The 12007-nt window shown below is 67.9% G+C and carries 10 protein-coding genes; 7 read left to right on the forward strand and 3 right to left on the reverse strand.

Annotated features, from left to right (window positions below):
- From G3O00_RS33715 to G3O00_RS33745, 7 genes are all read left to right on the forward strand, one after another.
- Positions 1-902 (forward strand): FAD-dependent oxidoreductase (locus tag G3O00_RS33715; protein WP_206145579.1); only part of this gene is annotated, 902 nt, incomplete at its 5' end.
- A 64-nt stretch (positions 903-966) separates the two neighbouring features.
- Complete coding sequence (preA, locus tag G3O00_RS33720; protein ID WP_206145580.1) at positions 967-2283, forward strand: NAD-dependent dihydropyrimidine dehydrogenase subunit PreA; 1317 nt, start codon at positions 967-969, stop codon at positions 2281-2283.
- Positions 2284-2383: 100 nt separating this feature from the next.
- On the forward strand, positions 2384-3892 hold the full coding sequence (locus G3O00_RS33725) for an NCS1 family nucleobase:cation symporter-1 (protein WP_206145581.1): 1509 nt from the start codon (positions 2384-2386) through the stop codon (positions 3890-3892).
- Between the two features lie 69 nt (positions 3893-3961).
- A complete protein-coding gene (gene hydA / locus G3O00_RS33730) occupies positions 3962-5419 on the forward strand; it encodes a dihydropyrimidinase (RefSeq protein ID WP_206145582.1) in 1458 nt (485 codons plus the stop codon).
- Positions 5420-5753: 334 nt separating this feature from the next.
- Positions 5754-7028 carry a NupC/NupG family nucleoside CNT transporter gene (locus G3O00_RS33735; protein WP_206145583.1) on the forward strand — a complete coding sequence of 425 codons (1275 nt, stop codon included), beginning with the start codon at positions 5754-5756 and terminating at the stop codon, positions 7026-7028.
- Between the two features lie 38 nt (positions 7029-7066).
- The gene (gene deoA / locus G3O00_RS33740; RefSeq protein ID WP_206145584.1) at positions 7067-8383 is read left to right on the forward strand and encodes a thymidine phosphorylase; all 1317 of its coding nucleotides are present in this window, start codon (positions 7067-7069) and stop codon (positions 8381-8383) included.
- A gap of 104 nt (positions 8384-8487) precedes the next feature.
- Positions 8488-8877, forward strand: coding sequence for a cytidine deaminase (locus G3O00_RS33745; RefSeq protein WP_011349355.1), 390 nt, complete (start codon positions 8488-8490; stop codon positions 8875-8877).
- 40 nt (positions 8878-8917) lie between these two features.
- Here the strand turns inward: G3O00_RS33745 and G3O00_RS33750 are convergent, their stop codons facing one another.
- From G3O00_RS33750 to G3O00_RS33760, 3 genes are all read right to left on the reverse strand, one after another.
- Positions 8918-10033 (reverse strand): aromatic ring-hydroxylating dioxygenase subunit alpha, encoded by a 1116-nt coding sequence (locus G3O00_RS33750; RefSeq protein ID WP_011349356.1) that lies wholly within the window; start codon positions 10031-10033, stop codon positions 8918-8920.
- 214 nt (positions 10034-10247) lie between these two features.
- Positions 10248-10943 (reverse strand): peptide-methionine (S)-S-oxide reductase MsrA, encoded by a 696-nt coding sequence (gene msrA, locus G3O00_RS33755; protein WP_089434076.1) that lies wholly within the window; start codon positions 10941-10943, stop codon positions 10248-10250.
- Positions 10944-11066: 123 nt separating this feature from the next.
- On the reverse strand, positions 11067-12007 hold a 941-nt coding region (locus G3O00_RS33760; protein WP_206145585.1), incomplete at its 5' end, for a thioredoxin family protein.

The following is a 12007-nucleotide window of genomic DNA, read 5'->3' on the forward strand; positions in this document are numbered from 1 at the left end:
TGGTCGGCGCGGGGCCGGCCGGGCTCGCGTGCGCGCACCGGCTCGCGCTCGCCGGGCACCGGGTCACGCTGTTCGATGCGCGCCCGAAGGGCGGCGGCCTCAACGAATACGGGATCGCCGCGTACAAGACCGTCGACGATTTCGCGCAGCGTGAGGTCGAGTGGCTGCTGTCGGTGGGCGGCATCACGCTGAAAACCGGCGTCGCGCTTGGCCGCGACATCACGCTCGACGCGCTGCGCGAGCAGCACGACGCGGTGTTTCTCGCGATGGGGCTCGGCGGCGTGCGTGCGCTTTCGATCGATGGCGAGCAACTGGGCGGCGTGATGAACGCGGTCGATTTCATCGTGCAGGTGCGGCAAGCCGATGCGCTGGAGAACGTGGCGGTCGGGCGGCGCGTGGTCGTGATCGGCGGCGGCAATACGGCCATCGATGCGACGGTGCAGAGCCGCAAGCTCGGCGCCGAGCGCGTGACGATGGTGTACCGCCGTGGCGTGGACGCGATGAGTGCGACGTGGGCCGAGCGCGAATTTGCGCAGAAGAGCGGCGTCACACTCGTCACGCATGCGAAGCCGGTGCGCATCGCGGGTGAGAACGGGCAGGTGACGGGTGTCGAGTTCGAGGCGGCATCGGGCGAGCGCTTCACCGTCGATGCGGACATGGTGCTGAAGGCGATCGGCCAGACGCTGGTGCCGGACGCCATCGACGCCGCGCTGCTGACGGCGGACGGCACGCGCATCGCGGTGGATGCGGACGGACGCACCGCATGGCCCGACGTATGGGCCGGCGGCGACTGTGCGGCGACGGGCGGCGTCGACCTCACGGTGCAGGCCGTGCAGGACGGCAAGCGCGCGGCCGCGTCGATCGACGCGACGCTCGCGCAACGCGACGCGAAGGCCGCGTGACCGCACGACGCGCGTCACACACCACGAGCACAACGAACACGACCCCACTCTCACGGAGCCGAACATGGCCGACCTTCGCTGCACCATCGCGGGCATCACTTCGCCGAATCCCTTCTGGCTGGCGTCCGCGCCGCCGACCGACAAGGCCTACAACGTGAACCGCGCGTTCGAGGCGGGCTGGGGCGGCGTCGTCTGGAAGACGCTCGGGCTCGACCCGCACGTCGTCAACGTCAGTTCGCGCTACGGCGCCGTGCAGTGGAACGGCCAGCGCATCGCGGGGCTGAACAACATCGAGCTGATCACCGACCGTCCGCTCGACGTGAACCTGAGAGAGATCGCGCAGGTGAAGCGCGACTGGCCGGATCGCGCGCTGATCGTGTCGCTGATGGTGCCGTGCAACGAGCGTGACTGGAAATGGATCCTGCCGCTCGTCGAGGATACGGGCGCCGACGCGGTCGAGCTGAACTTCGGCTGCCCGCACGGGATGAGCGAGCGCGGGATGGGCGCGGCGGTCGGACAGGTACCCGAATATGTGGAGATGGTCACGCGCTGGGTGAAGGAGGGCACGAAGCTGCCGTGTCTCGTGAAGCTCACGCCGAACATCAGCGACATCCGGATGGGGTCGCGCGCCGCGTACAAGGGCGGCGCGGACGGCGTGTCGCTGATCAACACGATCAACTCGATCGTCGCGGTCGATCTCGACCACATGGCGCCGATGCCGATGGTCGACGGCAAGGGTACGCACGGCGGCTATTGCGGCCCGGCGGTCAAGCCGATCGCGTTGAACATGGTCGCGGAGATCGCACGCGATCCGGAAACACCGAACCTGCCGATCTCGGGCATCGGCGGCATCTCGTCATGGCGCGACGCGGCGGAGTTCATGGTGCTCGGCGCCGGCAGCGTGCAGGTGTGCACCGCCGCGATGCATTATGGCTTCCGGATCGTGTCGGACCTGGCCGACGGGCTGTCGAACTGGATGGACGAGAAGGGCTACGCGACGCTCGACGACATCCGCGGCCGCGCGGTGCCGAACGTGACCGACTGGAAATACCTGAACCTGAAGTACGACATCAAGGCGCGCATCGACCAGGACCGTTGCATCCAGTGCGGGCTGTGCCATATTGCGTGCGAGGACACGTCGCACCAGGCGATCACGGCGACGAAGGATGGCGTGCGCCACTTCGAAGTGGTGGACTCGGAATGCGTCGGGTGCAATCTTTGCATGCATGTGTGTCCGGTCGAGCAATGCATCACGATGGAGCGGGTCGATTCGGGCGACTACGCGAACTGGACCACGCATCCGAACAATCCGGCGAGTGCGGAGGCGGGAGCGGGTGCAGGTGCGGCGGCACCCGAGAAGCACGCGAAGAAGGCTGCTTGACGGCATCCGGCGATGCGGGCCATCCTGCATCGTCGCCTTTCGTTCCACCCGGGCCGGCATCGCATGATGCCGGCGCTGACGTTTCAGTGGAGTGCGTTCCATGAATCACGCAGCGAATCCCGCCGATCCCGATAGCGCCGCGGCGCAGGGCGGCAGCCTGTACAACGACGATCTCGCGCCGACGACGCCGGCGCAGCGCACGTGGAAGTGGTATCACTTCGCGGCGCTGTGGGTCGGGATGGTGATGAACATCGCGTCGTACATGCTCGCGGCCGGGCTGATCCAGGAAGGCATGTCGCCGTGGCAGGCGGTGACGACCGTGTTGCTCGGCAACCTGATCGTGCTCGTGCCGATGCTGTTGATCGGCCATGCGGGCGCGAAGCACGGGATTCCGTACGCGGTGTTCGTGCGCGCGTCGTTCGGCACGCAGGGCGCAAAGCTGCCGGCGCTGCTGCGCGCGATCGTCGCGTGCGGCTGGTACGGGATCCAGACCTGGCTCGGCGGCAGCGCGATCTATACGCTGCTGAACATCCTGACCGGCAACGCGTTGCACGGCGCGGCGCTGCCGGTCATCGGCATCGGGTTCGGGCAGCTCGCGTGCTTCCTCGTGTTCTGGGCGTTGCAGCTTTACTTCATCTGGCACGGCACCGATTCGATCCGCTGGCTCGAGAGCTGGTCCGCGCCGATCAAGGTCGTGATGTGCGTGGCGCTCGTATGGTGGGCGACGTCGAAGGCGGGCGGCTTCGGCACGATGCTGTCGGCGCCGTCGCAGTTCGCGGCGGGCGGCAAGAAGGCCGGGCTGTTCTGGGCGACCTTCTGGCCGGGCCTGACCGCGATGGTCGGCTTCTGGGCGACGCTCGCGCTGAACATCCCCGACTTCACGCGCTTCGCGCATTCGCAGCGCGACCAGGTGATCGGGCAGTCGATCGGGCTGCCATTGCCGATGGCGCTGCTGTCGGTGGTATCGGTCGTCGTGACGTCGGCGACCGTCGTGATCTACGGCAACGCGATCTGGGATCCGATCGACCTGACGAGCCGGATGACGGGCATCGGCGTGGGCATCGCGCTCGTGATCCTCACACTCGACACGATGTGCTGCAACCTCGCCGCGAACCTCGTCGGCCCGGCCTACGACTTCTCGAGCCTGTGGCCGAAGGCGATTTCGTACCGCACCGGCGGAATGATCACCGCGACGATCGCGATCGTGATGATGCCGTGGAAGATCCTCGCGACGACGGACGGCTATATCTTCACCTGGCTCGTCGGCTATTCGGCGCTGCTCGGGCCGGTGGCGGGGATCCTGATGGTCGACTACTTCCTGATTCGCGGCACGCGGCTCGACACGCGCGCGCTGTTCGACGAGCGCGGCGGCTTCAGCTACGCGCGCGGCTGGAATCCGGCCGCGCTGGCCGCGCTCGCGGTCGGCGTGCTGCCGAACCTGCCCGGCTTCCTGCACACGGCGTTTCCGGCGTCGTTTCCGAACGTGCCGGCATTCTTCAACACGCTTTACACGTACGCGTGGTTCGTCGGCCTCGTGCTGGCGTCGTGCGTGTACGGCACCTGGATGAAGTGGCGCGCCGGACAGCACGCGCAGATCGCGAGCGCATGACGCGCGCGATGCTGTGATGTGCGTGATGCGCTTGATGCGGCACCCGACAGTCAACGAGGAGGCAACCCAATGGCAATCCTGATTCGTGGCGGCACCGTGGTCGATGCGGACCGCTCCTATCGCGCGGACGTGCTCTGCGCAGCGCCGGAGGACGGCGGCACGATCCTGCAGATCGCCGAGCAGATCGACGCACCGGCCGGCGCGACCGTCGTCGATGCGCACGACCAGTACGTGATGCCGGGCGGCATCGATCCGCATACGCATATGGAACTGCCGTTCATGGGCACGACCGCGAGCGACGATTTCTACTCGGGTACGGCCGCCGGGCTTTCGGGCGGCACGACGAGCATCATCGACTTCGTGATCCCGAGCCCGAAGCAGTCGCTGATGGACGCGTTCTACGCCTGGCGCGGCTGGGCCGAGAAGGCGGCGGCCGACTACGGTTTCCACGTGGCCGTGACGTGGTGGGACGAGAGCGTGCATCGCGACATGGGCACGCTCGTGCGCGAGCACGGCGTGTCGAGCTTCAAGCACTTCATGGCGTACAAGAACGCGATCATGGCCGACGACGAGGTGCTCGTGAACAGCTTCTCGCGTGCGCTCGAACTCGGTGCGCTGCCGACCGTGCACGCGGAGAACGGCGAGCTCGTGTTCCAGCTGCAGAAGGCGCTGCTCGCGCGCGGGATGACGGGGCCGGAGGCGCATCCGCTGTCGCGGCCGCCGGAGGTCGAGGGCGAGGCCGCGAACCGCGCGATCCGCATCGCGCAGGTGCTCGGCGTGCCCGTGTATATCGTGCATGTGTCCGCGAAGGATGCGGTCGATGCGATCGCGCGTGCGCGCAGCGAAGGGCTGCGCGTGTTTGGCGAGGTGCTGCCGGGCCACCTGGTGATCGACGAGGCCGTCTATCGCGATCCGGACTGGACGCGTGCGGCCGCGCACGTGATGAGCCCGCCGTTCCGCTCGGCCGAGCATCGCGAGGCACTGTGGCGCGGGCTGCAGGCGGGGCAACTGCATACGACGGCAACCGACCACTGCGTGTTCTGCGCATCGCAGAAGGCGATGGGCCGCGAGGATTTCACGAAGATTCCGAACGGCTGCGGCGGTGTCGAGGATCGCATGTCGGTGCTGTGGCATCACGGCGTGAATCACGGCCGCATCACGCCGAACGAGTTCGTGCGGATCACGTCGACGAACGCCGCGCAGATCTTCAATCTGTATCCGCGCAAGGGTGCCGTGCAGGTGGGTGCCGATGCCGACCTCGTCGTGTGGGACCCGGCCGCGACGAAGACGATCTCGGTGAAGACCCATCACCAGCAGGTCGACTTCAACGTGTTCGAGGGGATGACGGTGCAGGGTATCGCGACGCACACGCTTACGCGCGGCGCACTCGCGTGGGCCGACGGTGACTTGCGCGCCGTGCGCGGTGCGGGCCGCTATCTGAAGCGTCCGCCGGCGGCCAGTTACTACGAGGCCGCGCGGATCGCGAACCGGTTGCGCGAACCGCATCCAGTCGAGCGCACCGGTTGAACGTTGCGTATCGCGCGGGGCGTGCCGGTTCGAACGACACGCCCCGCGCGTGAGTGTGATTTCCCGCTCGTGCTCGCACCTCTCCCACCCCCTCTTCGCATCCCGTCAATTCTCTCAATATTTGGGACGAATCGAGCGTGATCGCGTCTTTCCGATTTCCCGGTACGTAGAAGAACTGAGCAAGTCGACGCGACACGCGATGTCGCGCAAATGCGACCATTTTGTTTGCGTTGTCGGCGTGCATGCCCGCGAGTAATATCCACCGACGGCGTTGCGCAGGCGTGCCGGGCCGCGCGCCGAACAGTCCAATAACATTGAGAGCAAGGAGTACGAGGTGGATATTCTGCGCAGTCTCCTGGGTATGCTGTTCCTGCTGCTGGTTGCCTATCTGCTGTCGAACAACCGGCGCGCGGTGAGCGGCCGGACCATGATCGCCGCGCTGTGCACGCAACTGGCGATCGGTGCGCTGGTGCTGTTCGTGCCGGCGGGCCGCACGGCGCTGGCGGGCGCCGCGAACGGCGTCAATCGCGTGCTCGACATGGGCAATCACGGCATCGCATTCGTGTTCGGCGGGCTGGTCGACAGCCGGATGTTCCAGCTGTTCGGCGACGGCGGGTTCGTGTTCGGCCTGCGCGTGCTGCCGATGATCATCTTCGTGACCGCGCTGATCGCGGTGCTGTACTACATCGGCGTGATGAAGTGGATCGTCGCGATCCTCGGCGCGGCGCTCGCGAAATTGCTCGGCGTGAGCCGCATCGAGGCGTGCTCGGCTGTGGCGACGATCTTTCTCGGGCAGAGCGAAATGCCCGCGCTCGTGAAGCCGTTCGTGCGGAACATGACGAGTGCCGAGATTTTCACGGTGATGGCGAGCGGCATGGCGTCGGTCGCGGGCTCGGTGCTGGTCGGCTACGCCGGCCTCGGCGTGAGGATGGAATACCTGCTCGCCGCATCGTTCATGGCGGTGCCGGGCGGGCTGCTGTTCGGCAAGCTGCTGTATCCGACGGTCGAGCCGAGCCGCGTCGTGGTCGACGGGCTCGACTTCGACGACAAGCGGGCCGCCAACGTGATCGAGGCGGCGGCGTCCGGCGCGTCGGTCGGGCTGCGGATCGCGATCAACGTCGGCGCGATGCTGATCGCGTTCGTGGGGCTCATCGCGCTGATGAACCTGATCGTCGGCGGTGTGGCCGCGTTCGCGGGCTTTCCGCAGATCACGCTGGTCGGTATCATCGGCCACCTGTTCGCGCCGCTCGCGTGGATCATCGGCGTGCCGTGGCACGACGCGGCGCTGGCCGGCAACTTCATCGGCGAGAAACTGATCTTCAACGAGTTCGTCGCGTATGGCGACCTGTCGCCGTACCTGAAGGGCGGCGCGCACGTCGCGGCGGCCGGCCTGCAGGTGCTCGACCCGAAGACGCTTGCGATCGTGTCGTTCGCACTGTGCGGCTTCGCGAACTTCTCGTCGATCGCGATTCTCGCCGGCGGCTTCAGCGCGGTCGCGCCCGAGCGCCGCTCGGAAGTCGCGCGGCACGGCCTGCGCGCGCTGACGGCCGCGACGCTGTCGAACCTGATGAGCGCCGCGATCGCCGGCCTGTTCTTTTCCCTGCATTGAGCCCGCAGCGGCCATCGACCGATCGAGGAGAGGCAACGATGTTTTTACCGCAGGAATTCATTCGCCAGAAGCGCAACCGGCAGGCACTCGATCGCGACGGGATCGCCGCGTTCGTGCGCGGTGTGACCGACGGCAGCGTGACCGAGGGCCAGGTGGCCGCGTTCGCGATGGCCGTGTACTTCAACGACCTGAGCACGGACGAGCGCGTCGCGCTGACGCTCGCGCAGCGCGACTCGGGCGACGTGCTCGACTGGCACGCGCTCGATCTCGACGGGCCGGTGATCGACAAGCATTCGACCGGCGGCGTCGGCGATGTGGTGTCGCTGATGCTCGGGCCGATGGTAGCCGCGTGCGGCGGCTACGTGCCGATGATCTCGGGGCGCGGGCTCGGCCATACCGGCGGTACGCTCGACAAGCTCAGCGCGATTCCCGGCTATAACGTGACGCCCGATACGGACGCGTTTCGCCGCACGGTGCGCGACGTCGGCGTCGCGATCATCGGGCAGACCGCACGGCTGGCGCCGGCCGACATGCGCATCTATGCGATTCGCGATGTGACGGCGACCGTCGAGTCGGTTGCGATGATCACCGCGTCGATCCTGTCGAAGAAGCTCGCGGCCGGGCTCGACGGGCTCGTGATGGACGTCAAGGTTGGCTCGGGTGCGTTCATGCCGACCGCCGAGCAATCGGCGGAACTGGCCCGCAGCATCGTCGACGTCGGCAACGGCGCCGGCATGAAGACGACCGCGATCCTCACCGACATGAACCAGTCGCTCGCGCCATGCGCGGGCAATGCACTCGAAGTGGCGTGCGCGATCGACTACCTGACGGGCAAATCGCGTCCGGCTCGCCTGCATGACGTCACGATGGCGCTGTCGGCGGAGCTGCTCGTCACCGGCGGGCTGGCGCGCGACGTCGCGGACGCGCGCGCGAAGTTGCAGCACGCGCTCGATACGGGTGCGGCGGCGGAACGCTTCGCGAGGATGGTGACGGCGCTCGGCGGCCCTGCGGACCTGATCGACGCACCTGCACGTCATCTCGCGCGGGCGGAGGTGGTCGTACCGGTTTCGGCGCGCGCGAGCGGCGTGGTGCAGCGGGTCGATTGCCGCGCGCTTGGGCTGGCGGTCGTCGCGCTCGGCGGTGGCCGCACGCGTGCGGCGGATGCGATCGACTACAGTGTCGGCCTGACGGCGCTCGCGGAGATCGGGCAGCGTGTCGAAACCGGCCAGCCGCTCGGTTACGTGCATGCCCGTGACGCCGCCGCCGCGGCGCATGCGGTGGACACGATCCAGCGCAGCTACGTGCTGGGCGAGACGGGTGACGCGCCGCCGACCATTTATCAGCAGATCGGCTGAGCGATCGCCAGGCCCAGGCGATCACTTCACGTCACGGGAGTATCGCGACGGCCGGGGTTTGGCCGCGCCGAAACATCCCGGCACACAATCGGAGGCACGACGAGATGGAACGACACGAACTGATCGAAGCGGCGAAGGCGGCGCGCGAACGCGCGTATGCGCCGTATTCGCGCTTCAAGGTCGGCGCGGCGCTGCAGGCGCGCGACGGGACGATTTTTCACGGCTGCAATGTCGAGAACGCGTCCTACGGACTCTGTAACTGTGCGGAACGCACGGCGATATTCTCGGCCATCGCCGCAGGTTATCGTCCGGGGGATTTCACGCGGCTCGCAGTCGTCGGCGACACGGACGGCCCGATCGCGCCATGCGGCGCGTGCCGCCAGGTGATCATCGAGATCGGCACGCCCGACATCGAAGTGATCCTGGCCAACCTGAAAGGGGCCGTCGAGGTGACGACGGCCCACGCATTGCTGCCGGGCGCGTTCCGGTTGTAGCGGCGCGCCACGTCACGCGCCACGTCACGCGCCACTCACGTCACGCGCCGTCGCGCATGTCGCGGATCGGGATCACCGTGCGCGCGCCGCACTGGCGCAGCAGGTCGCGCAGTTCGTTGATGACCGGAAACACCTCGTGGTTCCAGTCGGCGCCTTGGGCGTCGTGCGCTTCCTGCTCACGCTCGACGATCCAGCGATCCTCGCGGAAGATCCGCTCGGTGAACCAGACGAGCAGCGGCCACGCGAGATCGAGCGCGAACGGGATGCCGGGCTTGTGGATCGACAGTAGTCCGAACGTGCGGTTGGTGCGCTGCTCGGCGTCGAGCGGCACGTAGACGATCCACAGGTCCATCACGAGCGTGCCTTCGCTCGAACGGATCTGCAGCGTCTGGTACGGATAGCCGGTGCGTACCGTCATCACGCTCTTGTCGGACTGGTCGGCGGGCTTCTTGCTCGCGCCGAACACGAGCGCTTCGCCCACCGGCTGCTTGCCTTCCATCCGCGCGAACGTGTAGTCGACCTCGACCCAGTCGTCGCCGCGGCGCCGGCCCACCGAGCGCGCGCGCATCTGCCCCATCTGCTTGCGATGCAGGAACTGATGGTTCATGTCCATCAGGTTCTCGTGCATGAACGAGTAGTGGCATTTGACTTCGCGACCGAAGCGGCGCGTCTTGTACGCGCGGTCGTCCGCCGATTCGAGCGCGGGGAACGGCCGGGTGTCGGCGAGCGTCGCATCGCCCGGGAACACGAATATCAGCCCGTGCGCTTCGCGGCACGGATACGCGCGCACGCCGTTGGGCAAGCGCTCACGGCCGAGATACGGCACGTCGACGCAGCGGCCGCTGTCGCACGCGTAGGTCCAGCCGTGATAGCAGCAGCGCAGCGTCTCGCCGCTCACGACGCCGGCGTGCAGCGGCACCTGGCGGTGCGCGCAACGATCTTCGAGCGCGTACACGGCGCCGGATTCGGTGCGCACGAGCACGATCGGATCGCCGGCGAAGTGCACGCCGAGCGTCTTGCCGCGTTTCAGCTCGCGCGACCACGCGAGCGGATACCAGTGATCGGGATGAATCGGCACGCGGCGTAGGTCGCGCACGGCCGCGCCGGAAGAGGGTTCTCCAAGGGTGCCGCTGTCAGGAATGGGCACTGCGCGCATGCGTGACGTCTCCGGGCTGGACTGGGATTCCGGGCGCCGCGTGATGCGGCGGGGATCTGGAGAAGTCTACGCGAAGTTGCCTGTCGCGGCGGACGCGATGCGGGTTTGCCCCGGCAAGGCGGCCGCGGTTTCGTTGATGCAGCGCAAACCGGGCCGCAGGCGTCGCGCGCTGGCCGCGCGGCGGGCACCACCCCGTCACGCTGCTGCTTGCCGGTTACGAGCGCGCGTCGCGCCACAGCACGGCGTCGGTGCGGTACAGCGCCGGGAAGTGCTGCTTCAGCCCGGTGATCTTCGGCATGTCGTTGTACGCGATGTACGGCGCGTCGGGATGCAGTTCGAGGTAGTTCTGGTGATAGGCCTCGGCCGGGTAGAACCCCTTGTAGTCCTCGACCCGCGTGACGACGGGCGCCGGAAACACGTGCGCGGTGCCGAGCTGCGCGATGTACGCGGTCGCGACCGCGCGTTGCTGCGCGGTGGTCGGGAAGATCGCCGACCGGTATTGCGACCCTTCGTCGGGGCCCTGCCGGTTGAGCTCGGTCGGATCGTGCGCGACCGAGAAGAACACCTGCAGCAGCCGGCCGTACGTGATCTGCGTCGGGTCGTAGACGATGCGAACCGATTCCGCGTGCCCGGTCAGCCCCGAGCCGACGAGCGCGTAGTGCGCGGTTTCGGACGCGCCGCCCGCATAGCCGGCCGTGACCTGCTTCACGCCCTTCACGTGCTCGAACACGCCCTGCACGCCCCAGAAGCAGCCGCCGGCGAGCACGGCTGTCTCGTCGTGCGAGGTGCCGGGCGTTTCGTCGAGCGTCGGGGCGGGCACGGTGCGCATCGGCTCGGCGGAATTGACGATGCGCTGGTAGCCGAACACGGCGGCGGCCGCGACGGCGATCGCGCCGATGCGGCGCAGCATCGCCGTGCGCCGTTGCGGTGCAGGACCGCGGGGGGAGGTGGTGTTCACGGTGTGCTCCTTCGAGAGGCGGTATGGAAAGCGGGTGGCCCGAAGGCGGCGCCGGTGCGCCGCGTCCTGCCGGGATCAGCCGAACGTGAACGCATACGCATTCACGCCGGGATCGAGAAACTCGATCGCGAACGTGCGGTCGGCGATCGCGCCGGGCTGACGGACCAGCTGGTACAGGCGCTGCCCGGTGACGGTGCCGTAGCCTTGCGCATCGACGTCGGTGCCGTGCGCGTTGCCGGGCGCGGCCCCGTCGATCGTCACGCGAAAGCGCACGGGCTGGCCGTTCGCACCCGGGCCGAGCACGAGGTGCAGGTCGCGAGCGTGGAAGCGGTAGACGATCCGTCCCGACGGCGCGTCGAGCGACGCGCGTTCGGCGCCGACCTGCCACGTGCCGGCGAGGCCCCAGTCGTTGAGATCGGGATGCGCCGGCGCGTCGTAGCGGTGCGCCGCATCGCGCACGACGCCGCCCGGCGACGTGAAGCTTTCCGCACGTGCGTAGCCGACATAGGTTTCGGGTGAACGAACGTCCGCGGCGTCGGCCGCTGCGAGCGCACCCTTCGCGGGTGCGCCGGCGAGCCCGAGCGGCACGTTCAGCGCTTCCGGATGGCCGGCCTCGGCGAGCAGCGACTGGATCGCGCGCTCCGATTGCGCGTATTCGCCTTCGCCGAAGTGGTGATGGCGGATGCGCCCTTGCGCGTCGATGAAGTAGTGCGCGGGCCAGTATTCGTTGCTGAACGCGCGCCAGATCGAATAACCGTTGTCGATCGCGACCGGGTAGTCGATGCCGAGGTCGTGCACGGCTTTCTTCACGTTGCCGATGTCGCGCTCGAACGCGAACTCCGGTGCGTGCACACCGATCACGACGAGCCCGTACGGCGCGTACTTGCGTGCCCACGCGGTCGTGTACGGCAGCGTGCGCAGGCAGTTGATGCACGAGTAGGTCCAGAAGTCGACCAGCACGACCTTGCCGCGCAGGCCGGCGGCCGTCAGCGGCGGCGAGTTCAGCCATTGCACCG

The organism is Burkholderia sp. Ac-20384, assembly GCF_017104605.1.
In the GTDB taxonomy this organism is placed as follows: Bacteria; Pseudomonadota; Gammaproteobacteria; order Burkholderiales; family Burkholderiaceae; genus Burkholderia; species Burkholderia lata.

What these genes read in the sequence shown, in the direction of transcription:
- hydA (WP_206145582.1), top strand. Translation starts at nt 3,962, where the DNA reads ATGGCAATCCTGATTCGTGGCGGCACCGTGGTCGATGCGGACCGCTCC.
- G3O00_RS33745 (WP_011349355.1), top strand. Translation starts at nt 8,488, where the DNA reads ATGGAACGACACGAACTGATCGAAGCGGCGAAGGCGGCGCGCGAACGC.
- preA (WP_206145580.1), top strand. Translation starts at nt 967, where the DNA reads ATGGCCGACCTTCGCTGCACCATCGCGGGCATCACTTCGCCGAATCCC.
- G3O00_RS33725 (WP_206145581.1), top strand. Translation starts at nt 2,384, where the DNA reads ATGAATCACGCAGCGAATCCCGCCGATCCCGATAGCGCCGCGGCGCAG.
- G3O00_RS33750 (WP_011349356.1), bottom strand. Translation starts at nt 10,033, where the DNA reads ATGCGCGCAGTGCCCATTCCTGACAGCGGCACCCTTGGAGAACCCTCT.
- msrA (WP_089434076.1), bottom strand. Translation starts at nt 10,943, where the DNA reads ATGCTGCGCCGCATCGGCGCGATCGCCGTCGCGGCCGCCGCCGTGTTC.
- deoA (WP_206145584.1), top strand. Translation starts at nt 7,067, where the DNA reads ATGTTTTTACCGCAGGAATTCATTCGCCAGAAGCGCAACCGGCAGGCA.